Here is a 26,137-nt window from a genome sequence, read left to right on the forward strand (position 1 = left end):
GCAATCACTCATATCACTCAGAGGACAATCATGCTCAGGCATATCTTTCATCACAGCGGCGCAGCAGAGGGCTGCGCGCACTTCTGCTGCACGCGCGTCGAGGACTTCGGCGTCTCCTACGGGACATTTGACGTCTTCTCGCACGTCAATCTGCACTTTCACTGCGGTGAGCTCACCGCCATCATCGGCCCGAACGGCGCGGGAAAATCAACCCTCCTGCGCGCCATCCTCGGCGAGGTGCCGCACACGGGACACATCCGCTTCGTCGACGCCGAGGGGCGCCATACCGGCCGCCCCGTCATCGGCTACGTCCCGCAGTACCTCCGCCTCGACGTGAGCGCACCGACCACCGTCATGGATCTCTTTATGGCGTGCATCACGGCGCGCCCCGTCTGGCTCTGCCCCGCACGTCGCTATCGTGCACGTGCCACGCAGAGCCTTGCGCGCGTGCGGGCGGAGCACCTCATCGACCGCCGCCTCGGCGCACTCTCGGGCGGAGAACTGCAGCGCGTTCTCCTCGCGCTCGCGCTCGACCCCATCCCGAACCTGCTCCTCCTCGATGAGCCCGTCTCGGGCGTCGACCAGCGCGGACTGGCGCTGTTCTACGAAATCGTTGCGGAGCTGCGCGCCAAGGAGGATCTCGCGATCCTTCTCATCTCACATGACCTCGGCATGACAGCACGCCACGCGGACAAGGTCGTCCTGATGAACCACGGCATTGCAGCGGCCGGTACGCCCGAGGAGGTCTATCGCTCTTCGGCGATGGAGCAGATCTTCGGCATCCTGCCCGACCTCAGCAGCCTGCACGCACCGACGGAGAAACGCACGGCAGGAGAGGAGGGGACGGCATGGAACTGATCTATCACATCATGGACACACTCCTGCCCTTTTCGTGGACAGAGTACACCTTTATGAAAAACGCCCTCCTCGCCGTCCTCCTCATGACGCCGCTCTTTGGGCTTCTCTCGACCATGGTCGTCTCAAGCCGTATGGCGTTCTTCTCGGATTCGCTCGGCCACGGTGCATTCACGGGCATTGCCATCGGCGCGCTCGTCGGCATCGTCTCGCCGCTCACCGCGCTCATCATCTTCTCGATCGCCTTTGCCCTCCTCATCACCTACATCAAACATCGGACAGCGGCATCGGCAGACACCGTCATCGGCGTATTCTCCTCGACCGCCATCGCCGTCGGCCTCATGGTCATGAGCCGGGGCGGCGGCTTCTCGAAATTCTCCCCGCTCCTGATCGGCGACATCCTGAGCATCACGCCGTCCGACCTCGCGGGACTGCTCGCCGTCGATCTCCTCGTCGTACTGGTCTGGGCCGTCCTCTTCAACCATCTGCTCCTGCTCTCCGTCAACCCGTCACTCGCGCACAGCCGCGGCATCTCCGTCGTACGCATCGAGGCGGCGTTTGCCGCCCTGCTCGCCGTCGTCGTCGCCGTCAGCATCCAGTGGGTCGGCATCCTCATCATCAATGCACTCCTCGTCCTGCCGGGGGCAGCCGCGCGCAACGTGGCGCGCAGCGTCAAGGAGTACCACCTCATCGCCATCCTCACCGCCCTCGTTGCGGGCATCGTCGGGCTCTTCTCCGCCTACTACCTCGGCATCGCGGCCGGCGCGGCCATCGTCGCCGCCGCCGCCCTCATCTTCTTCCTCTCGCTCGCACTCCGTACACGCGTGCAGCGGTGATCTGTTTTTTTTCATCGAATTATGCTAAAATGGGCAGAAATAAAACATCTAAAGGAGGCCGTTCGGATGAAAATAACGATTGGCAGCGATCATGGGGCAGTAGAGCTGAAAGAGGAAGTCAAGATGGTGCTCCACGAATTTGAGGATGTCCGCGTCACGGACGTCGGCACCTTCGGCACGGAGTCGGTCGACTATCCCGACATCGCGGAGAAGGTCTGCGCTGATGTCATCTCCGGCAAGGCGGATCGCGGCATCGTCCTCTGCGGCACGGGGATCGGCATCTCCATCGCGGCAAACAAGATCGACGGCATCCGCGCCGCACTCTGCGGCGACGTCTACTCGGCGATCATGTCGCGGAAACACAACGACGCAAACGTCCTCGCCATGGGCGGACGCGTCACGGGCATCGGCCCGGCGGGTGAAATCGTGCGCGCATGGGTCTGCACGGAGTTCGAGGGCGGCCGCCACGCCCGCCGCGTCGACAAGATCATGGCACTTGAGCAGCAGAAATACAGCTAACAGCTAGGGGAGAGTACACATGAGCATTATGGACACGCTGAAACAGTCAGACCCGCAGGTCGCGGAGGCAATTGATCACGAGCTCAACCGTCAGCGGACAAAGCTCGAACTCATCGCCTCGGAGAATATCGTCAGCCGTGCCGTCATGGAGGCACAGGGCAGCGTCCTCACCAACAAATACGCCGAGGGCTACCCCGGCAAGCGTTACTACGGCGGCTGTGAGTACGTCGATGTCGCAGAGCAGCTCGCCATCGACCGTGCAAAGGAACTCTTCGGCGCGGCGTGGGCGAACGTTCAGCCCCACTCAGGCGCACAGGCGAACATGGCGGTATTCTTCGCCCTCCTGCAGCCGGGCGACACCATCCTCGGCATGAACCTCACGGACGGCGGACACCTCACGCACGGCAGCCCCGTCAACATCTCCGGCACCTACTACAAGGTCATCCCCTACGGTGTCGACCGCGAGACCGAGCGCATCGACTACGACGCCCTCGAAAAACTCGCCGCCGAGCACCATCCGCGCATGATCATCGCAGGCGCATCGGCATACGCACGCATCATCGACTTTGAGCGCATCGCCGCCATCGCCAAAAGCGTCGATGCCATCTTCATGGTCGACATGGCACATATCGCGGGGCTCGTCGCAGCAGGGCAGCACCCCAGCCCCGTCCCCTACGCCGACATCGTCACCACGACCACGCACAAAACCCTGCGCGGCCCGCGCGGCGGCCTCATCCTCGGACGCGACGAAGAACTCGGAAAAAAGATCAACAAGGCCGTATTCCCCGGCATCCAAGGTGGCCCTCTGATGCACGTCATCGCGGCAAAGGCAGTCGCCCTCGGCGAGGCACTAAAGCCCTCGTTCAAGGAGTACGGCGCGCAGGTCGTAAAGAACGCCGCCGCGCTCGCCGACGAACTCACAAAGCTCGGTTACCGCATCGTCTCGGGCGGCACGGACACGCACGTCATGCTCGTTGACCTCACAAACAAGGACATCACGGGCAAGGAAGCGCAGACACTCCTCGACGAGGTCAACATCACATCGAACCGCAACACCATCCCGTTCGAGCCGCGCAGCCCGTTCGTCACGAGCGGCATCCGTCTCGGCTCGCCCGCACTCACCACGCGCGGCTTCCGCGAGGAGGACATGCGTGAGGTCGCACGCATCATCGCGCACGTCCTCGATGCACCGACAGACGAGAGCCGCCGCGCAGAGGCACGCCGCCGCGTCGATGCACTCTGCAAAAAATATCCAATCTATGAACATCTCGGGGAGAACTGACCTCCCCGTGGAAAGGAAACATCCCATGGCTGACACATTCCGCCCGTCCGACATACCGACACTCCACCTCGTCGATCATCCGCTCATCCAGCACAAACTGACTATCATGCGCCGCAAGGAAACGGGGACAAAGGAATTCCGCGAACTGCTCTCGGAGATCGCCATGCTCATGGCATACGAGATCACGCGCGACTTCCCCCTGCGCGACGTGGAGATCGAGACCCCCGTCGCACATTGCCATGCCAAAATGCTCGCGGGTAAAAAACTCGGCATCGTCCCCATCCTGCGCGCAGGCCTCGGGATGCTCGACGGCATCCTGAACCTCATCCCCGCGGCGCGCGTCGGCCACATCGGACTCTATCGCGACCCCGAGACACTTGCCCCCGTCGAGTACTATGCAAAGCTCCCGCGCGGCATCGAGGATCGCACCCTCATCGTACCTGACCCCATGCTCGCCACGGGCGGCAGTGCGTCGGCAGCACTCACCATGCTCAAGGACAAGGGCGCGCGCAGCATCATCCTCATGTGCCTCGTCTCCGCTCCTGAGGGCATCCGCCGCGTCGCGGCAGACCATCCCGACGTACCGATTTACGTCGCGGCAGTGGACGACTGTCTCAACGAGCACGGCTACATCGTACCAGGGCTCGGCGATGCGGGCGACCGCATTTTCGGAACACTCTAAGCTGTCCACCCTCGCGCGCGAGCGGTGGAGGGGGCGCCTGTCGGATAAGACATTAAAGCCTGTTGCATGAAGCTTTTTAGCTTCGTGTAACAGGCTTTTCTATTGTTGTCTGATACATTAAAAAGCGGAACCGTAACATTTGTTTCTAGGAATAAAGTCATAGATGTGTTAATATAAAGTATAAACTGGCGATAACTATATTAAGAGTATCTATTAAGGACAGCAATACGCGCAAACAGAAGGAAATGTGCGAATGAATCAGATGAACATAAAACATGTAACGAACGCGCATCGCGTGAAAAAACGACTGCTGACCGCAGGCCTTACCGCCCTCTGTGCCGTGAGCTGCATCCCCGCCGTGCACGCCGCCGAAAAGGCGACAGAGAAGACGACAGAGAGTATATGGGTCGCACGCTATACATTTGGCGGAGAAAATCCCGTGACCGATGCCGAGCTGCGGGACATACTCGCGCCGCATCGCCACCATGAGGCGACGCTCTCCGACCTTGAGGCGCAGGCGGAGGAGATTACGAAATACCTGCGGGGCAAGGGCTACTTTGTCGCGTTTGCTTACCTCGCACCGCAGGAATTTCGTGACGGCGTCGTCACCTTTACCATCGTACCGGGGCGCTATGGCGAGATCATCGTCAACAACGAGACCTACGTGCACGATCGGGCGATCCTGCGTGAGATGGGCGTCGCACCGGGACAGATCATCGACAAGAACGAACTCAGCCGCGGCGTCTGGCTCACCAACGACATGAACCGTATCGAGGCAAACACCAAACTCAAGGCGGGCAGCGAGCCGGGGACGACCGATCTCATCGTCAACGTCAAGAGCAAGGGACACCGCATGTGGGGCTACCTTGGCGTGGACAACGGCGGCTACCGCTACACGGGACGCTACCAGTACAGCGCATTCTTCAACTACGCGAGCCCCTTCCGCGAGGGGGACATCTTCTCCATCGGCGGTGTCATGTCAAACGGCAAGATGTGGTCGGGCTCCGTCTCCTACAGCACGCCGTTCTGGCGGCAGGGCGAGCGGTTCGGCATCAGCTACGCACGATCCTTCTACTCCCTTGGCGGCGCATTTTCCTCCATGGATTTCGTGGGCTCGTTACAGAGCATCGGATTCAACTGGCAGCACAACTTTCGCCGCAGCCGCGACCTCAACCTCTACGGCTCCGTGCGGCTCGACTTCAAGAGCATGGGCAGCGAGGCGCGGCAGATGTCCTTCCGCGACCCGAAACACGCACGCAACTGGGTGTTCGGCATCAATGGGGACAACCTCGACCGCTTCCTGACGGGCGGGCGCAACACCTTCTCGCTCTCCTATACGCGCGGCAACGTCATGATCGACGAGCCCATGCAGCGGCTCAACGACGCGGTGACGGGGCGCACGGCAGGGCATTTCGGCAAGTGGAACCTCGACCTCACGCGGCTCCAGCACATCGACGATCGGCTTGCCCTCTACCTCAGCTACAGCCGCCAGTGGGCGGAGAAAAACCTCGACTCCTCGGAGAAATTCCCCCTCGGCGGGCCGAGCGGCGTACGCGCCTATCCCGTCAGTGAGGCGTCGGGCGACGACGGCTGGAAATGGACGGCGGAGCTGCGGTGGAACGTACCGACGCGCGAGGGCGATACCAACGTCTGGCAGATGATCGTATTCGTCGATGGAGGACATGTGAGCATCTACCATGAGGGCTATCCCGGCTATACGGGATCGGACAGCCGCAGCCTGTATGGGGCAGGCCTCGGCGTCAACTGGAGCAATGATGATAACTGGGTCGCTCGTGTAAACTACGCGTGGAAGCTTGGGCACGAGCCTGCGGTCTCGGACAGTGACCGCAGCGGACGCTTCTGGTTTCAGGTCTATAAATTCTTCTAAACGGTGATCTTCCTTGAGATTTCACCAGCCCCCATAGCCTCCTCGTTCGACGGGAGAAGCTAACGGCAACACCACAGCCTCTCCCGTTCGATGGAAGGCAGAACGGCAAACACACCCATAGCCTCCCCCGTTTGACGGGAGGCAGAGCGGCGACACCCACAGCCTCCTCGTTTGACGGGAGACAGAGCGGTGACACACATAGCCTCCCCCGTTTGACGGGAGGCAGAGGGGCAATCCCCACAGCCTCCTCGTTCGACGGGAGGCAGCGCGGCACACCCCAATAGCCTCCCCCGTTTGACGGGGGAGGGGGACCGCTTGCGGTGGTGGGGGCACCATAAGGAAGAATCAACAGAGGACAGAGTATAGGGATTCCGACGCACGTCGGACGGTCTTTGGGATAAAGGGGATACGACAATGAGCATCATGAACAGACACCGTCGCGGACGCCTGCGACGCGCCCTGCGCAGCGGCGTCAGTTTCTTTGCAGCAGGGACATTATTGGCGAGCACGGCAGAGCCCGTACTTGCCCTTCCGCAGGGCGGACAGGTCGCGGCCGGCGACGCACAGATCGCCTCGAACGCGGCAGAGATGGCGATCCATCAGAACTCGCAGAACGCCGTCATCAACTGGCAGAGCTTCAACATCGCAGCGGGCGAGCGCGTGAGCGTCCTCCAGCCGAACGCACAGGCGGCCCTCCTGAACCGTGTCCTCGGCAGCAACCCGTCCGAGATCTTCGGACAGCTGCAGGCGAACGGACGCGTCTTCCTCGTCAACCCGGCGGGCGTCTACTTCGCCCCGGGCGCACAGGTCGATGCGGGCGCGATCATCGCCTCCACCATGAACATCACGAATGCGGACTTCATGGCGGGACGCTATAACTTCGTCGGCACAGAGCACGACGGCAAGGTCATCAACAAGGCATCGCTCGCCGCTCAGAACGGCGGGCTCATCGCCCTCCTCGGCAAGGACGTCGTCAACGAGGGCGTCGTCGTCGCGAAGAAGGGCACGGCGGCCCTCGCAGCGGGCGAGGCGGTCACACTCGACTTTGGCGGTGACGGCAAGGTCGAGGTCGTCCCCACCAAGGCGGCACTGGAACAGGCGGTCACGAACAAAGGTCTCGTCGAGGCAGACGGAGGCCTTGTCTTTATGTCCGCTGCGACAGGCGAAATGCTCACGCGTTCGGCGGTCAATCAGGACGGCATCGTCCGTGTCTCCTCCCTCGCAGACGCGCCGGGCGCAATCCGCATCACGGCGCGTGACGTGAACCTCGGCACGGGCAGCCTGACGGATGCGAGCGGCATGCAGGGCGGCACGATCGAGATCGGCGGCGGCTGGCAGGGCACGGGGACGCTTGCACACGCCACGAACGTGAGCATCGCGCATGGCGCGGCTCTGCGCGCCGACGCGACAGCGGACGGCGGTGCGGGCGGCACCGTTGCCGTCTGGTCGGACGGCGAGACGCGCTTCGCGGGCGAGATCACGGCGCGCGGCAGGGGCGCGGGCGCAGGCGGCATGGTCGAGACATCGGGCCACAAAGTCCGCATCACAGGGCTTGTCAACGCGTCGTCCGAGGCAGGAACAGGCGGCTCATGGCTCATTGATCCCGGCAATGTTGTGATTCGTAACCTGCTGCCCGGTGAATCGGCATCATCCGAGCTGGTTGACGTGAACAGTGTCAATACGTCACTGAGCAGCGGGTCGTCAATCATCGTGCAGACAGCCGAGGGGAACAATGATTATAGTCTGACAGTGCAGGATGCGATTCAGAAGACGGGCGGCAGTGATTCAACACTGACCCTCAAGGCAACGGGTGATGTCAACATCGGCGCGGATGTTCAGAACACCTCGACCGTCGGTAAGCTCAACGTCATGATCGTTTCGGATACCAACCACCTCGCAGGCGGCAGTGTAAATGTTGGCGCTGGAAAGCACATCGAGACGCTCGGCGGAAATGTCAACATCGGCGGTGGACTCGTCATGGGCGGAGTTGGCTTTGCCAATTCCCAGAGCTCAGGTGTTGCAGGGATTACTATCGGCAGCGGTGCCGTCATTGATACGCGTGATTCCTCAGGTACGACGGGCGGCAATGTAGAGATGTCGGGCAGTGTGACAGGGAATGATACGGGTATCGCCCTCACGGGCGCGCAGATCCATGCGGGGGCGGGCAAGGTCGCCCTCACAGGTGTATCCTCGAGCGGCAAGGGCATCGTTGTGGACAGCGCGACGACCGTGGATACGCGCAGTGTTGACTTGCGCACAGATACCATCGACCTTCAGGGAACGATTACGGGCGATGGTGATTCGGACGGATCAGCGACAGTTCGGACATTCACAGGAGACAGAATAATCAATTTTGGCACTGGCTCAGGCGGACTCGATCTTGCGGGCAATACCTTCTCCAGTGCGGGTAAGATCCAGGGATTCAAGAAGAACATCGTCGGTGATGCTGCGAAGAAATCGAACATCAAGGCAGGTGGCGTGACCGCGGACAATAACCTCGTACTGAGCAGTGCGGCGGGGAAGATCACCGTCAGCGGAGCGGTGACAGTCGCTGCGGGGCATGGCCTGACCCTTGCCTCCAAGGATTCTGTTGAGGGGGCAGGCGTCATCACCGCAGATGCAGTAAATCTTGATGCAGCAGATGCAGTAGTACGTCTTACGGGCACGCATGCTATTCAGAAGCTCGATGGAAAGGCGAAGGAGCTGGCATTTAAGAACAGCGCCAACCTTGTCGTGGGCGGAGAGACGGGCTTGACAATAGGCGCCGGCGGCGCAAATATCGCCGTGACGGCAGGTGATCTCACAGTCGGCGTACATGGACTTAAGAACGGTGCGGGGGCACTGGCACTAAAGGCCTCGGGTACGCTCAGTATGGATGCGGGGGCTGAGGTTGCATCGACGGGGGCGGCAGATACCTCCCTCGAGGCAGGTGCTGTTGCCGTCGGCACAGGGGCGAAGATCAAGACGACAGGCGGCAAGATCAATGTCAAGACGGATGCGCTCACGCTTCCCTCGGGAGAGCAGGGCGTTCTTTCGAGCGCAAACGGAACTGTTACGGTTGAGACAAAATCAGCCGGCAAGACCATGTCCGTCAATGGCGGTACTGCCGACATACAGATGACGGATCTCGGCTTTATCAACTCCGGTACGGGAGCTGTGCAGATCGGCAATGCCAGTACGGGAAGCATCGAGATCGGAACAACTTCGGTTGACGCGCCGCTGACGGTCACCTCGGGCGCGACAGTCAGCGTTACGGGAGCGGTCACGAACCCAAACAACAAAGATGTAACCTTTAAAGGGAATACGGTTGACTTCACGGCAGGTTCATCTCTCGCAGCCGGCTCGGGGACGACGACCATTGTTGCAGACAACGTAAGACTTGACAATGGCTCGTTCACGGGGACGGGGATTTTTCGTGTACAGAAAAAGACGGCTGGCGGCTTTACGGTCGGCGGCGCGAGCACATTCGTTTCGGATGCTGGACTCGGCAAACTCATAGGCGGCTTTTATAATGTCGAGATCGGCGCAAAGGACTACGTTGGTACAGCAACGATCAATACGATTTCCACAGGGAAACTTCCTGCCTATACGAGTATCCTGACGAAGGGGGCACTCTCTGTCACGGGGACGGTCAACGGCGGCGCGACTGATACTCTTGTCCTGCATGGGGAGGGCGGGCTGACGCAGACAGCACCGATCAAGGTCGGCAATCTACTCCTCCTCGGCAAAGGGACAGTGGCTCTCGATGGTGTCGCGAATAATGAGATTGGCAATATTGCCGCTGATATGAGCACTGGTGTACTCAAACTCAAGAATCAAACGGATATGAAGGTGGACAAGATCCAGGACCGTACCGTCACTCCTGCCGCAGATGTCGATGGTATCGCGGCGAAGTCGACGGAGATTCATCTTGGCATAGGTAAAAAGCTGGATGTCCGAAGCAACATTAAGACCACGGATGATGCGAAGCTCGAGGCGGACAAGATGGATCTCGGCAGCAAAGTAGATATCGGCAAGCAGTTCACACTTGAGAAGGCAGACAAGAACAGTGCAGTCAATATCGGTACGGGCGGAGATTGGGACGGGCTCAACAATTCCAAGTATGAAAAGATCAAGATTGGCGGCAATGGACAGAGCGGCGATATCAACATCGCGGGCACGACCTTTAAGAACCCATCGGATATTGAGACGACAGGAAAGGTCAAACTGACGGGGACAAATAAGGCAGGAGCGGACGGAAAGTCCGACATGACGATTACGGCAAACACGGCAGAACTGCCGACTGCCGCTGATTCGCTTGCCGTTAAGAATCTCACGCTCAACCTCTCGGGCGGCATTGACCTTGGAAACGGTAAGGTGCATGGAGCAGAGGGCGGAAACATCAAGGTCGGCAATGTCCCCACGGGCAAGGACATCGTCATCAGTGATAATGCTTCTGATGCAGCAGCGGGAGACTTCCGCATTTCCTACCGTACGATCAACGACACACTTGACGGCTTTAAGGGATTCGATGTTGCAGGCGACCAGCACGTGTACTTCTATGGCGGTGCGGTTAAGAAATCCATCAATGCGGCAGGCAAACTCGGTGTTGAGGTGCGTGATGATCTTTCGATTGAGGGGAAAGGGACGAAACTAAAGATCGGATCTGATCCTTCTGCAGGTACGCCTGATACAGTGATTAACGGCGGCTTTACTGTGAAACAGGGAAAGACCGTCCACGTCAAGGGTGTTGGTGCGGGCAGTAAGGCGGAAGGTGCGGAGATCAACATTCAGACGGGGGGGGATATTCACCTGGAGCAGGGGGCTGCACTCAAGGTCGAGGGCAACTATGCACAGGCGACACTCAACTCGCGCGGCGGTGATGTCGTTCTGAATGAGGATGCCAAGGTAAAGGTCGTTGATGGCTCTACGCCTGTTTGGGTTGATGTTACGGGCAACAACGTGCAGTTGGATGCAAGGGCACAGCTCGACTCCGGCACGGACACGGTCGGCGCTCTTCGCGTGCACACGGATAAGATCATCACGCCGATGGCAGATGACAATACGACCAATATTGTAGGAAAGAGTGGACTTGTCATCACGCGCAAGACCGCAGGTGATCTGACACTCAACAACTCTGCTGCAGGTGCAGGGCTTCACATCACGAGTGACCAACTCAATGGCAAACTTTTTGGCAACGAGTTTGCAGAGCTTGTTCTTGGTGATCAGAGGAGCAACACCGTCACGATCGACGGCCTTGCTGCAAACAACCGCGTTGTCGTCAAAACGGCGGACAGCGGGAAGGTAACGGTTGGTGCAGGCGGTCTGAAGGTCGGTACAGATGGTACAGGAAAGGCGTATAACGTAACACTTACAACGGGAGAGATCGAAAATACGGGCGGCGGTACGATGGAGATTGCACAAGGCGCCGCATTGAACCTCTATACAAACAGCATAGCAAATCTTTCGGCGGTTCCATCCGGTCCTGCCGTTAAGGGACATGGCACTCTAGGCATTGGTACGTTTGACGGTACAAAGTCGATTGGTGTCGGCGATAATGCAACAGGTGATCTCCTGCTGACGAATAATGCATTCAATACGGTTTTTGGACCAAATTTTGAGCACTACAGCATTGGTGGAACTCGCTCCGTTTCAGGATCGACCATCACGCAGGGAACGATCAATGTCAATCATTCATCGTTGACGCAGAATACGACCCTGCAGGCGAACAATATCAACTTTGCAGGTGATATGACACTTTCCTCAGGCAAGATCCTGACCGTCAACGCAGGTGTGAAGGCGGAGCAGACGGCAGGTAAGATCAAGACGGACAACCTTGCTGCGCTTGGCAAAGAAATTAAGCTGGATAAGAACAATGAGATCGGCACGCTCGCGGCAGATGCGTTCTCCATCAACGTCAAGTCGGATGCGCTTACCATTGGCACGATCACAACTCCGGCGGGAGCACCTGTCGCATCCCGTACGATTACGGGGGTCAAGGCGGGCTCCGTCACTTCGGGCAGTACGACGACGAATGGAAACATTAAACTCGCTGCCGATAGTATGACATTCACCGACGGAGCAGAGGGCAAGGGGACTCTCGAGCTTGAGCAGGCGACGGCGGGGACCAACTTGAACGTCGGGAAGACAGGAACGGGACTGACTCTCCCCACGAGCATCTTCGGGGGGAATAAGATTAAGGACGGATTTGAGCACGTCTATCTTGGCCGGGAAGATGCAACAGGCACGACGAATGTCGGAGGCAGTCTGAACTTCCTTGATCCGACGACGATCCGATCCGGCAAGACAGCGGGGGCGATGAACCTCGACGGCACCACGAACATCACTACGAACGGAAATAACCTTGATCTTGAGTCGAAAAATCTGACCACCGATCCCGGCAGTCAAGTCAATACAGGTACGGGAGATCTCACGCTCAAGACCGATAAGATGGATCTGAAGGGGCGTATGGGGAGCAGCGGAGGAAAGCTTAACGTCCTTCCCATTTCCAGCAATCAGGATATCAGTCTTGGTTCGGACGACCCGACAAAGCTCTCACTGATTGATGAGTATTTCAATACGGTCAATGGCAATACCCCTGTGTTCTGGGGGTATGGGAGTGTCAATATCGGTGATCGGGGCGGTACGGGCAGACTCTGGCAGAGCGGCTCGATGAACATCCCGTTTACGGTTAATATCCAACAAGCAATCAACACCAGTACGGGTGGTGTTGATCTTCGCGGCACCATCAACACTCACGGCAGAGATTATACGGTCGACAGCCGTGCGGTCAATCTGGACAACGCGCACATCAATGCGGACAGCAATCCTGCGACGGGGGCTGGGCAGAACGGTACGGTCACCATTAAGACAGACCAACTGACGACACAGAATGGCAGTACGATTAAGGGACATGGCGATATTGTTTTTGATACCTATACGCCGGGAACGACGATCGCTTTTGGTGCACCTGCCTTGGGCGGTATGCCCGGCAGTTTGGTGCTGCCATCGAATATCTTTGAGGGCTCCGGTCTTCTTCAAAAAAATGCAGACGGTACGGGATTTAAGAAAATTCGCATCGGAGGCGTGAACGCAGGAAATGTCGAGGTGGGGAATATAACCCTGCCGGAGGGGCTGGCAAGCGGTGTTGCCATCAAGACGAGCGGCAACGTCAGTTCAACTGGTGTCATGAAGAGTGTTCCGACCCTTGATGTCGATGCTGCATCGGTCAATCTGACGGGACCGAATGAAATCCAGAATATCGGCAATGTGACGTCTGCGGGCGGTGTCAACATCGAGACGAAGGGCGGCACAACGATTGCAGGCAAGGTCACGGGGAAGGATGCTCCCATCAAGATTACCAATTCAACCAGCGGAAATGTGACGATCGCGCCAGGCGGGCAGATCGTCGGCAAGGGGACCTCAGATATTGCCATCAATGCGAAAGATGGCTTCTTCATCAATAAGGGGGGGGCAAATGCACTTAAGACAGACCCGGGACAGCGATATATTGTACGGACGAAGGATTCGGTCGGCAATGTGTTGGACGGGCTCGTATTTAATGTACGCAAATATGGCGTGAATGACAGCAATATTGCGTCTTTTACGCCGCCGGCGGGGCAGAGTGCACTCTTCTACGAGTATCAGCCGGAGCTGAAGCTCTATGCAACACGCGCGTACGGTGATATCAATGCGGCATTCTTCAATGATGGTTCCGGATTCCAGATTGTCGATGACGGCGATCTGAAGCGGCGTGAACTCGATAAGGACGAGGTCAAGTACATCAGGGAGCACGTGAAAGATTCCGGTACGCATAACTTTGGTACGACACAGGCGACCGCAGCCAATGCTGATATCAATACGGCATCGGGCGAAGTGGAGCACGCAGCGGACGATGTTACGATGCGTGCAGGGATGCGCCATTATGGTTCGGATTCGACTGTCGCGAGTGAGAAGATTATCTATACCGGACATAATGATCTCAACTATAAGATTACGGTAGACTATCGCATCGTGCCGCGTGTTGTCACTGTGACAGGAAAGACGGACACACAGAAATATAAAGGCTCGGGATATACCTATTCCGGTTATAATGGGGTCACGTTTGCCAACTTTGCGAACGGACAGACGGCATCATCAGCGGGAATTACGGCGGGGTCTATTACCTATACGCCGATTGTGGATTCCACACAGACGAGCGGCTATGCCCAGGGGGCAATCCACGCAGGGACCTATGATCTCGATGTGTCAGGAAACCTGAGGGCAGCAAACTATAATTTTGTTTACAAACCAGGAAAACTGACGATTCAGCCGCGCGAGATTCACTTTACTGCACCGAGCGGCACGCGTATTTACGGCAATGAAAATAATACCGCACAGCTGACGGGAAGCCTGTCTCATACGGGAGATTGGCTTGTTTCAGGTGACTCTTTTGACGCGTATACGGTTACGGCAACTGACAGCGCGAACCATGCTGTGACGAAGGAAACAGGCGTGGGCACCTACACGATGAAGGTGCAGGGAGCCACCATTGCCTCCAGCAGCGTTGCACGGGACGGGGATTACAAAATTACCTCAACGCCAGGTACACTGACGATCAATAAGCGTGACCTCTATATCACGGCGGGAGACAAGAGCCGTGCGTACGGCGATGACAATGATAAGGCGACGTATGTACCTGGCTCATCGAAGTTCACCGTGCGTACGGCGACAGCGACGACAGGCCTTGCGAACGACGATAAAATTTCGGATGTAGTGGAGACGCTCGACCCCTTGGCGACGGTGACGACGCACGCGGGAACGACAGGACTCAAGACAACGGTCTCGGGCGCGACCTTCGGCGTGGGCACGGATGCGAACTACAACGTGCACTATACGGACGGCACGTTGAGTATTACAAAGCGTAATCTGACGCTCGTTGCGGGTGATAAGACGCGCATCTACGGTGCGGCAAACAATACGGCCTCCTATGTGAACGGGACGGGGCTCTTTGCAGTCAAGACAGGGACGAACCTCGTCAACGGCGATCAGGTGACCTCGGTGACGGAGTCACTTGACGGCAATGCGGCAACGGATGCGGGCGTAACAGGGCTCATGACGCATATCTCGGGGGCTGTAATTGGCGGCGGAGCCGGCAATACGAATGACTACAACATTACCTACGAGACGGGCACACTCAATATAACGAAGCGCGATTTGACGCTCCATGCGGGCGACAAGACGCGTGTCTACGGTGCGGAGAACAGCACGGCGACCTATACGGGCGGCACGTCGAAGTTCCGCGCTGACGCCGCGACGGGGACGACGGGTCTCGTGAACGGCGACACGATCGCCGACGTCACGGAGTCGACGAACGCCCTCATCACGACGAACGCGGGCACGACGGGGCTCAAGACGAAGATCGCGGGCGCGACCTTCGGCGTGGGCAAGGCGTCGAACTACAACATCACCTACGTCGACGGTGGCTTCGACATCACGAAGCGCGACCTCTATATTGATGCAGGAAATAAGACCCGCGCGTACGGCGCAGAGAACAGCATAGCAACCTATACGGGCGGTACGTCGATGATTAACGTACGCACGGCGACGGCGACGACGGGGCTTGCAAACGGCGATACGATTTCTGCCGTCACGGAGACGATTGATCCGACGGTGACCGTCACGACGGATGCAGGAACGACAGGTCTCTGGACACGGGTCTCGGGCGCAACGTTCGGTACAGGGCTGGCTTCCGACTATACGATTCACTACGGAGATGGCAATTTCAGCATCACGCCGCGTGAGGTAAAGGTGACGGCAGGAAATGCCGAGCGCAACTACGGGCAGCCGAATCCCGTCGTGACGGCATACACCGTTGAGCACGGAACGAGTGCAACAAATCGCGGGCTGCTCCCGGTGGATAGCATTCCCATTACGGGAATCACGTCGACCTATGCGCCGTCGATAACGACAACGACCAATGCGGGGACGTATAACAACGTAATCACCATTGACCCATCCTCTGTTACGGGCAGCTATACCGGTGCGACGAATCTTGCAAACTATCGTTTTGTATATGAGCCCGGCACGCTGACCATCAAACCGACGGGCTTTACGCCGAGCACGCCGGGCGGTGCAGCAGTGATGACGAGCACGACGACATCGTCACAGACGACATCCGGCATGACGACGGGCGGCGGCGGTGCATCTGTCGGCACGCAGACGGGCGGCTCCGGCAGCATCGGCGGCGGCCCCGGACCCAGCATCGGCGGACTGCCTGGCGGTGGCGGCGGTGGTACGGGTGCCGGAGGTGGCGGCGGTGCAGGCGGCGGAACTGTTCCGACGCCGGGCACAATACCGGGCAGCTCGACCACGACGGGCGGCGGCTCTACACCGGGAACGACAACAGGAACAACGACGGGCACAGGCGGCTCGTCTGCTTCGAGTACAACAACGGGCGGCGGAACGACGGGCTCAACTACGGGCACGGGCGGAACGTCGACCACAACAGGTGGCTCGTCTACCTCGACAGGCGGCTCCTCGACAAGCACAGGTGGCTCTTCTACTTCAACAGGAGGCTCTTCGACCAGCACGAGCGGTTCTTCTACTTCAACAGGAGGTTCTTCCTCCAGTTCGGGTGGTTCGTCTACAACTGGTGGATCTTCCTCCAGCTCGGGCGGCTCTTCTTCCGGCACAGGCACGTCGACCAGCGGTGGCTCTACGCCGGGCACGGGAACAGTCCCGGGCACTACACCGACACCGGGCGGCAGCACGGGAGGCTTTAGCTTCACAGGCGGCAGCTCCGGCTCTGTCCCGGGAATGCCCGGCGGCAGCGTCGGCGGTGGCACGGCAATCCCGGGCGGCAGCTCGGGCGGCATCAGTGTCGTCGGCGGCGGCACGGGCAGCATCACCGGAAATCCGGGCGGCCTGACGGGCGGCACGACGATCCCGGGCGGCAGCTCGGGCGGCGGCGTCAGCCTTGGCGGCGGTGGCCTCACGGGAGGTTCCACACCGAGCACGGGTGGCCTCACGGGTGGCTCAACGCCGAGCACCGGCGGTGTAACTGGCGGCACAATGCCAAGCACAGGCGGACTTACCGGTGGTTCGACACCGAGCACAGGTACATCCACGGGCGGCACGGGGACAACTCCGGGCGGCTCGACGGGCTCTACGCCGAGTGCAGGAACAACCACGGGTGGGTCAACCCCGAGCACGGGCACAACACCGGGCAGCTCGACCACAACGGGCGGCGGCTCTACACCGGGAACGACAACAGGAACAACGACGGGCTCAACTACGGGCACGGGCGGAACGTCGACCACAACAGGTGGCTCGTCTACCTCGACGGGAGGCTCTTCGACCAGCACGAGCGGTTCTTCTACTTCAACAGGAGGTTCGTCCTCCAGTTCTGGCGGTTCGTCCACAAGCGGTGGAAGCTCCTCCTCTGGCGGCTCGTCCTCCGGTTCGGGCACGTCGACCAGCGGTGGCTCTACGCCGGGCACGGGCACAGTCCCGGGCGCTACACCGACACCGGGCGGCAGCATGGGAGGCTTTAGCTTCACGGGCGGTGGCTCCGGCTCTGTTCCGGGAATGCCCGGCGCCAGCGTCGGCGGCGGTACGGCGATCCCGGGCGGCAGCTCGGGCGGCATCAGCGTCGTTGGCGGCGGCACGGGCAGCATCACGGGCAATCCGGGCGGCCTGACGGGCGGCACGACGATCCCGGGCGGCAGCTCGGGCGGCGGCGTCAGCCTTGGCGGCGGCGGCCTGACCGGCGGTTCGACACCTAGCACAGGTGGTCTTACGGGTGGTTCCACACCGAGCACGGGCGGCCTTACCGGCGGTTCGACGCCGAGCACCGGCGGTGCAACTGGCGGCTCTACGCCGAGCACGGGTGGCCTTACGGGTGGTTCCACACCTAGCACGGGCGGCCTTACCGGTGGCTCTACGCCAAGCACAGGCGGACTTACCGGTGGTTCGACACCGAGCACGGGCACAACACCGGGCAGCTCGTCCACAACGGGCGGCGGCTCTACACCGGGCACGACAACAGGAACAACGACGGGCACAGGCGGCTCGTCTGCTTCGAGTACAACAACGGGCGGCGGAACGACGGGCTCAACTACGGGCACGGGCGGAACGTCGACCACAACAGGTGGCTCGTCTACCTCGACGGGCGGCTCTACGCCGGGTACTGGCACAGTACCGGGCGCTACACCGACACCGGGCGGCAGCACGGGAGGCTTTAGCTTCACAGGCGGCAGCTCCGGCTCTGTCCCGGGAATGCCCGGCGGCAGCGTCGGTGGCGGCACGGCAATCCCGGGCGGCAGCTCGGGCGGCATCAGTGTCGTCGGCGGCGGCACGGGCAGCATCACCGGAAATCCGGGCGGCCTGACGGGCGGCACGGCGATCCCGGGCGGCAGCTCGGGCGGCGGTGTCAGCCTTGGCGGCGGCGGCCTGACCGGCGGTTCGACACCTAGCACAGGTGGCCTCACGGGAGGCTCGACACCGAGTACGGGCGGCCTTACTGGTGGTTCCACACCGAGCACGGGTGGCCTTACGGGCGGCTCTACGCCGAGCACGGGCGGCCTTACGGGAGGTTCTACACCGAGCACGGGCGGACTTACTGGTGGTTCCACACCGAGCACGGGTGGTGTAACTGGCGGCACAACGCCAAGCACCGGTGGTGTTACGGGTGGAACGACGCCAAGCACAGGCAGCTCGTCTACTTCGAGTACAACAACAGGCGGCGGCACGACGGGCTCGACTACGGGCACGGGCGGAACGTCGACCACGACGGGTGGCTCGTCCACCTCGACAGGCGGTTCCTCGACAAGCACAGGTGGATCGTCTACCTCGACAGGAGGTTCTTCCTCCAGTTCGGGTGGTTCGTCCACGAGCGGCGGAAGCTCCTCCTCGGGCGGCGGCTCGTCCTCCGGTTCGGGCACGTCGACCAGCGGCGGCTCTACGCCGGGTACTGGCACAGTCCCGGGCGGCACACCGACACCGGGCGGCAGTACGGGAGGCTTTAGCTTCACGGGTGGCGGCTCCGGCTCTGTCCCGGGAATGCCCGGCGGCAGTACCGGCGGCACGGCAATTCCGGGCGGCAGTTCGGGTGGCATCAGCGTCGTTGGCGGCGGCACGGGCAGCATTACCGGAAATCCGGGCGGCCTGACGGGCGGCACGACAATTCCGGGTGGCAGCTCGGGTGGCGGCGTCAGCCTTGGCAGCGGTGGCCTGACGGGTGGTTCAACGCCGAGTACCGGCGGTGTTACGGGTGGAACGACGCCAAGCACAGGCGGCCTCACTGGTGGTTCAACGCCAAGCACAGGTACACCCACGGGCGGCTCGGGGACAACCCCGGGCGGCTCGACGGGCTCTACGCCGAGTGCAGGAACGACCACAGGCGGGTCAACCCCGAGCACGGGCACAACAACCGGTGGCACAACGCCGAGCACGGGTGGCTCGTCCACAACGGGTGGCGGTACAACACCGGGAACGACAACAGGCACCACGACGGGCACAGGCGGCTCGTCTACTTCGAGGACAACAACCGGCGGCGGCACGACGGGCTCGACCACGGGCACGGGCGGAACGTCGACTACGACGGGTGGCTCGTCCACATCGACAGGCGGTTCCTCGACAAGCACAGGTGGATCGTCGACCTCGACAGGTGGCTCTTCGAGCAGCACGGGCGGTTCTTCTACTTCAACAGGAGGTTCTTCCTCCAGTTCTGGTGGTTCGTCCACGAGCGGCGGATCTTCGTCCAGCTCTGGTGGCTCCTCCACGAGTGGCGGAAGCTCCTCTTCGGGCGGCGGTTCGTCCAGTTCGGGCACGTCGACCAGCGGCGGTTCTACGACGGGTACTGGCACAGTCCCGGGCGCTACACCAACACCGGGCGGCAGCACGGGAGGCTTTAGCTTCACGGGCGGCGGTTCCGGCTCTGTTCCGGGCATGCCCAGCGGCAGCGTCGGCGGCGGCACGGCAATTCCGGGCGGCAGTTCGGGCGGCATCAGCGTCGTTGGCGGCGGCACGGGCAGCATTACCGGAAATCCGGGCGGCCTGACGGGCGGCACGACGATTCCGGGCGGCAGCTCGGGCGGCGGTGTCAGCCTTGGCGGCGGCGGCCTGACCGGCGGTTCGACACCTAGCACAGGTGGCCTCACGGGAGGCTCGACACCGAGTACGGGCGGCCTTACTGGTGGTTCCACACCGAGCACAGGCGGACTTACTGGTGGTTCGACACCGAGCACAGGTACATCCACGGGCGGCACGGGGACAACTCCGGGCGGTTCGACGGGCTCTACGCCGAGTGCAGGAATGACCACAGGCGGGGCAACCCCCAGCACGGGCACAACAACCGGTGGCACAACGCCGAGTACGAGTGGCTCGTCTACCACGACAGGCGGCTCTTCGACCAGCACGGGTGGATCGTCCACAAGCGGCGGAAGCTCCTCCTCGGGCGGCGGCTCGTCTAGCTCGGGTGGATCTTCTTCCAGTTCGGGCACGTCGACAGGCGGCTCCGAGACGAATACGCCGCAGGGGTCGACGCAGGTGCTGACCAGCGACAAGGTCATTGTCACGATGGGGAACAACCCTGAGACACATGACTATGTTGAGGGCTCGGACGGCTCGTTCGGCTTTGACCTCGGGAAGACACGCGGGATTCGTGGTGTGCACCACGAGGAGATCCCCAACAGCACGGCTGAGGCAATCCCCTTCCTCTTTACGGACGGCGGCTCGCGCGATCTCGACGGCATCTATACGATCAACTATAGTCCCGTACGTCTGACGATCAAGCCTGCCTCAAAGAAGGCGGACATTCCGGATCCGAAGGAAATCCGCAATATGTCTGAGCAGAGGCTCAACTTCCTCTATCAGACAGCAAACGGAGCCTATGAGGTGACGTTTGGCAACGGCATTGTGACGCTTTATCCGAAGGATGAACCGGCACTTACGATTGTGACGAGTTCAGACCGCAAGGCGGAACGCGCCGTGCTGGCATCGGGACTTCTCACAGCAATTGAGAATCTCGGCGTAACGCCGGTAGAGATCCGCGCGGTCTACATCTTCAAGGTCTTTGCGGATAAACCGACTGCGTAGTAGTTTATTCCATCCTATGGAGCGGTACGGGACAGTTTGTTTTCGTGTCGCTCTTTTCTTGTGTCCTGTCACGGTAAGGAATCCTGCGATCTTTTGGATGGCAGGGGACGCTAAAAGAGATATCCGTAATAAAAAATTTGACTTTTTGTCATTTTGCTATTGACTTTTTGTTTTTTACGCTGTATATTCTTTATAGATTTTGATTAGCACTCAGACCAATAGAGTGCTAACAGAATTGAAAGGAGAGGGGTGAATGTCGAACGATCTGGATGAGCGCAAGAGCCAAATCCTATGGGCGGTCGTCGATGACTACATTGCATCGGCGGAGCCGGTCGGGTCACGGACGCTTGCGCAGAAGTACAATCTCGGCATCAGCCCGGCCACCATTCGCAACGAAATGGCGGATCTGGAAATGCTCGGTTATCTGGAGCATCCGCACACATCCGCCGGACGCATTCCGTCGTCGAAGGGCTATCGCTTCTACGTCGACGGGCTGCAGCCCATCGCTCCGGTGACGGATGCCGAGAAGACAAAGATTCATGATTGGTACAAAGGGCGCGTGCGGCGGCTCGATGAGGTGTTTCAGGAAACGGCGCGCCTCATCGCCGATGTGACACATAACCTGTCGCTCGTGCTTGCACCGCAGGCCGCACAGTCCACGTTCCGCATGCTGCAGTTCCTGCCGCTTGATCTCGGTCACGCGATTGCCGTCCTCATGACGGATGCAGGGTTCGTCGAAAACCGTATCGTCGAGATTCCAGACGGTGCGACGTTCGCAGACTTCCAGCGGATGGCGGGCGCGGTGAATCAGACGCTCTCGGGCAAGGCACTCCGTGCTGTGACAAAGCAGGATATGCGACGCATCCGCGATGCGATCGGCGATGAGTCGATCTTCGTCGCGGCGGTGGAGGTGATGCACCGCGCGCTCGAAGGGCGTGAGGATGGTCGTCTTTATCTTGGTGGGACAGCGCAGCTCCTCAGCAATCCCGAGTTTCAGGATCTCGATCGCGTACGCGCGATGCTGCTCGTCCTTGAGCGCGAGGATCTTGTGAAGGATATCCTGCATACCCATGCGGGAGAGGGACTGACAGTCACGATCGGGCGAGAGAACGAGAGCAGTACGTTTTGGGACAGCAGCTTCATCACGGCGACCTATCATGTCGACGGAAAGCTGCTCGGAACGATTGCCGTGCTCGGGCCGACGCGGATGGAATATGCGAAAGCAATGCGCATCCTTGAATATGTCAATACGAACTTGACAGAAATGATCTATCAATTAAAGTGGTAGGAGAGGTGAACGGCTTGCAGGAAGAAGAGAAGGTACAGGACACGGCAGAGGGGCAGTCTGAGGCTGCTGCGGATGCTGTGACTGAGACGGATGCGGCGGACACACCCGCAGGGGAGGAGGACAGCGCCCCGACCGAGGCGGATAAAATTGCTGCACTCGAGGCGGAGCTGAAGGAAAAGAGTGATCGTGTCCTGCGCCTGCAGGCGGATTTTGAAAATTTCCGCCGCCGCACGGCGAAGGAAAAAGAAGAACTCGCCGCCGTCATTACGCAGAATATGCTCGGCGATCTGTTGCCGCTCCTCGATAATTTTGAGCGGGCACTCGCCGTGGAGCAGACGGATGTCGAGGCGTTCCAGAAGGGCGTCGAGATGATTCACACGCAGCTGCGTGAGGTCATGCAGAAGCACGGCCTTGAGGCCATCGAGGCAGAGGGCCAGCCCTTCGATCCGAATTTTCACCAGGCGGTGATGCGCGTGGAGGATGCGGATGCAGAGGACGGAACGATCACACAGGTGCTCCAGAAGGGCTACCAGGCAAAAGGACGTGTGATCCGCCCCGCGATGGTGCAGGTCGCCGGTAACTAACGAAATAATATCTTTATGATTTTTGGGGGAATATAACATGGCTAAAGTAATTGGTATTGATCTTGGTACGACGAACTCGGTTGTCTCCGTGATGGAGGGCGGCGAGCCGGTCGTTATTACGAATCCTGAGGGCAGCCGCATCACGCCGTCTGTTGTCGGTTTTACGAAGGACGGCCAGCGTCTCGTCGGCCGCCTCGCGAAGAATCAGGCGGTGTCGAATCCTGACCGCACGATCTCGTCGATCAAGCGTCACATGGGTGATCCGAACTATCATGTCACGATTGATGGAAAGAGCTACACGCCGCCCGAGATCTCAGCAATGATTCTGCAGAAGCTCAAGAGCGATGCAGAGGCATATCTCGGCGAGACGGTTTCGCAGGCGGTCATCACGGTGCCGGCGTACTTCAATGACAGCCAGCGTCAGGCGACGAAGGATGCGGGTAAGATCGCAGGCCTTGAGGTGCTGCGTATCATCAACGAGCCGACGGCGGCGGCACTCGCCTATGGCTTGGATAAGGATCAGGATGAGACGGTGCTCGTCTTCGACCTTGGCGGCGGCACATTCGATGTCTCCATTCTTGAGCTGAGCGAGGGCGTGTTCGAAGTCAAGGCGACGAACGGCGACACGGTGCTCGGCGGCGACGATTTCGATAAGAAGATCATGGACTGGATGGTCGAGGAGTTCAAGAAGGAGAACGGCATCGACCTCTCGCAGGACAAGATGAGCGCACAGCGTCTCATCGAGGCGGCTGAAAAGGCGAAGATCGAACTCTCGAGCATGAGCCAGACGAACATCAACCTGCCGTTCATCACGGCAGATGCCACGGGCCCGAAGCATCTCGATCTGACGCTCTCGCGTGCGAAGTTCGATGAGCTGACAGCTGACCTCGTGGAACGCACGATGGTGCCGACGCGCAAGGCTATGGAGGATGCGGGGCTCTCGGGCAGCGACATCGACAAGATCATTCTCGTCGGCGGCTCGTCCCGTATCCCTGCGGTACAGGAAGCCATCCGCAAGATCCTTGGCAAAGAGCCCTCGAAGGGCGTGAACCCGGATGAGTGCGTCTCCATCGGCGCCGCGATCCAGGGCGGTGTCCTCGTCGGTGAGGTCAAGGATGTCCTGCTCCTCGACGTTACCCCTCTTTCGCTCGGCATCGAGACCCTCGGCGGCGTCTGTACGAAGATCATCGAGCGCAACACGACGATCCCGACCTCGAAGAGCCAGGTGTTCTCGACGGCGGCGGACAATCAGCCGGGCGTTGAGATCCATGTCCTGCAGGGTGAGCGCGAAATGGCAGCGGGCAACAAGACCCTCGGCCGTTTCCAACTGACGGACATCCCGCCCGCACCGCGCGGCGTACCCCAGATCGAAGTCAAGTTCGACATCGATGCAAACGGCATCGTCAATGTGTCGGCAAAGGATCTCGGCACGGGCAAGGAGCAGAAGATCACGATTCAGTCCGACAGCGGCATGAGCAAAGAGGACATCGACCGCATGGTCAAGGAAGCCGAGGCACACGCTGCCGAGGATAAGGCGCAGAAGGAAGCCGTCGATGCGCGCAACACGGGCGACTCCCTTGTCTATCAGGCGGAGAAGGCGATCAAGGATCTCGGCGAGAATGCGGACAAGGCGCTCGTCTCCAAGGTACAGGCAGGCATTGATAAGCTGAAAGAGGCGCTCAAGGGCTCTGACATCGAGGCAATCAAGTCCGCGACGGAGGAAGTCCGCCAGCCGCTCTATGAGCTTTCTGCCGCTGCCTATCAGCAGGCACAGCAGGCGGCGGGTGCCGCCGGTGCAGCGCCGGGCGCGGAGGCAAATGCCGGCGCAGGTGCGCAGGGAGCGCCGCAGGACGACAACGTCGTCGATGCGGAGTTCACCGAAGTCAAGGATGATAAGAAGTAAGGTGGTATCGTGAGCGAGAAACGCGATTACTACGAAGTCCTGGGGCTCAAAAAGGGAGCCTCGGACGACGAGATCAAAAAAGCATACAAGAAACTCGCGCGCAAGTATCACCCCGACCTCAACCGTGACGACCCGAAGACCGCTGAGGAGAAATTCAAGGAGGTCAACGAGGCGTACGATGTGCTGAAGGATCCGAAGAAGAAGGCGACGTATGACCAGTTCGGTCACGATGCCTTTGACCCGCGCCGCGGCGGTGCGGGGGCCGGAGGGGGCAGCCCCTTCGGCGGCGGATTCGAAGGCTTCGATATGAACGATATCTTCGATATGTTCGGCATGGGCGGCGGCGGTCGCCGTGCACGCAGACAGGGCCCCGAGCGCGGGGCTGATCTGCGTTACGATCTGGAGATTTCGTTTGAGGAAGCGGCATTCGGCAAGGAGGTAGAGCTCTCCATTCCGCGCGAGGAGAACTGTCCGACCTGCGGCGGCTCCGGTGCGGCAAAAGGCTCGGAGGCGGAGACCTGCCCGACGTGCCACGGCACGGGACAGGAACAGGTCATGCAGCGAACGATGTTCGGCAATATGATGAGTGCACATACGTGTAGCCAGTGCCACGGCACGGGCAAGATCATCAAGACGCCGTGTCCCGACTGTCATGGTACGGGTCGCAAGCGCGTGACGAAGACGATCAAGGTCAACATTCCGCGCGGCGTGGACGACGGCCAGCGCGTCCGTGTGACGGGCGGCGGCGAGGCGGGTGTACGCGGCGGGGCGAACGGCGACCTCTACGTCTACATCTTCATCCGGCCGCACAAGCTGTTCCAGCGGCGCGGCAACGATGTCATCATCGAGATCCCGATCACGTTCGTGCAGGCATCGCTCGGCGCAACCGTACAGGTGCCGACGCTCGACGGGGCGGTCGATCTCAAGATCCCGGCGGGGATCCAGACGGGGACGGTGCTGCGCGTCAAGGGCAAGGGAATCCCCAACCTGCGCGGCACGGGACGCGGTGACGAGCATGTCCGCGTCAAGGTCACAACGCCGCAGAAGCTCTCAGCAAGGCAAAAGGAGCTCCTCAAGGAGTTCGCGGAGCTGAGTGGCGATGCGGTGAATCCGGAGCAAAAGAGCTTTACGGAGAAGTTCAAGGATCTGTTTACCTGATCTATTTCAGCGAGGCGGCTGCAGCGTTTGCTGCGGCCGCCTCACTGCGCATTGACATCGTTTCCTACTTTTGTTAGGATAAAAG

Annotated in this window: 11 protein-coding genes; all 11 read left to right on the plus strand. The window is 60.1% G+C overall.

Going from position 1 to position 26,137, the window contains the following annotated elements; translation table 11 throughout:
- Positions 1-30 precede the first annotated feature (30 nt).
- On the plus strand, positions 31-858 hold the full coding sequence (locus ADJ74_RS07400) for a metal ABC transporter ATP-binding protein (RefSeq protein WP_050343131.1): 828 nt from the start codon (positions 31-33) through the stop codon (positions 856-858).
- Entirely contained in the window at positions 849-1,691 is an 843-nt protein-coding gene (locus ADJ74_RS07405; protein ID WP_050343133.1) for a metal ABC transporter permease, read from the plus strand. The genes ADJ74_RS07400 and ADJ74_RS07405 overlap by 10 nt, the downstream gene beginning before the upstream one ends.
- A gap of 66 nt (positions 1,692-1,757) precedes the next feature.
- Positions 1,758-2,210 carry a ribose 5-phosphate isomerase B gene (gene rpiB, locus ADJ74_RS07410; protein WP_050343134.1) on the plus strand — a complete coding sequence of 151 codons (453 nt, stop codon included), beginning with the start codon at positions 1,758-1,760 and terminating at the stop codon, positions 2,208-2,210.
- A gap of 19 nt (positions 2,211-2,229) precedes the next feature.
- Positions 2,230-3,492: a serine hydroxymethyltransferase gene (gene glyA / locus ADJ74_RS07415; protein ID WP_050343136.1), complete on the plus strand. Its 1,263-nt coding sequence runs from the start codon at positions 2,230-2,232 to the stop codon at positions 3,490-3,492.
- A 25-nt stretch (positions 3,493-3,517) separates the two neighbouring features.
- Positions 3,518-4,174 (plus strand): uracil phosphoribosyltransferase, encoded by a 657-nt coding sequence (gene upp / locus ADJ74_RS07420; protein WP_039981014.1) that lies wholly within the window; start codon positions 3,518-3,520, stop codon positions 4,172-4,174.
- Positions 4,175-4,427: 253 nt separating this feature from the next.
- Positions 4,428-6,062, plus strand: a complete 1,635-nt coding sequence (locus ADJ74_RS07425) for a ShlB/FhaC/HecB family hemolysin secretion/activation protein (protein ID WP_157040600.1) — start codon at positions 4,428-4,430, stop codon at positions 6,060-6,062.
- A gap of 414 nt (positions 6,063-6,476) precedes the next feature.
- Positions 6,477-21,119 carry a filamentous hemagglutinin N-terminal domain-containing protein gene (locus tag ADJ74_RS07430; protein ID WP_050343138.1) on the plus strand — a complete coding sequence of 4,881 codons (14,643 nt, stop codon included), beginning with the start codon at positions 6,477-6,479 and terminating at the stop codon, positions 21,117-21,119.
- 253 nt (positions 21,120-21,372) lie between these two features.
- Complete coding sequence (gene hrcA / locus ADJ74_RS07435; RefSeq protein WP_050343140.1) at positions 21,373-22,407, plus strand: heat-inducible transcriptional repressor HrcA; 1,035 nt, start codon at positions 21,373-21,375, stop codon at positions 22,405-22,407.
- Positions 22,401-22,991, plus strand: coding sequence for a nucleotide exchange factor GrpE (gene grpE, locus ADJ74_RS07440; protein WP_050343142.1), 591 nt, complete (start codon positions 22,401-22,403; stop codon positions 22,989-22,991). Before hrcA ends, grpE begins: the two co-directional genes overlap by 7 nt.
- A 37-nt stretch (positions 22,992-23,028) precedes the next feature.
- On the plus strand, positions 23,029-24,894 hold the full coding sequence (dnaK, locus tag ADJ74_RS07445) for a molecular chaperone DnaK (protein WP_050343144.1): 1,866 nt from the start codon (positions 23,029-23,031) through the stop codon (positions 24,892-24,894).
- 9 nt (positions 24,895-24,903) lie between these two features.
- A complete protein-coding gene (dnaJ, locus tag ADJ74_RS07450; RefSeq protein WP_050343146.1) occupies positions 24,904-26,052 on the plus strand; it encodes a molecular chaperone DnaJ in 1,149 nt (382 codons plus the stop codon).
- Positions 26,053-26,137 lie beyond the last annotated feature (85 nt).

It is taken from the genome of Selenomonas sp. oral taxon 478, assembly GCF_001189555.1.
GTDB lineage: Bacteria > Bacillota > Negativicutes > Selenomonadales > Selenomonadaceae > Centipeda > Centipeda felix.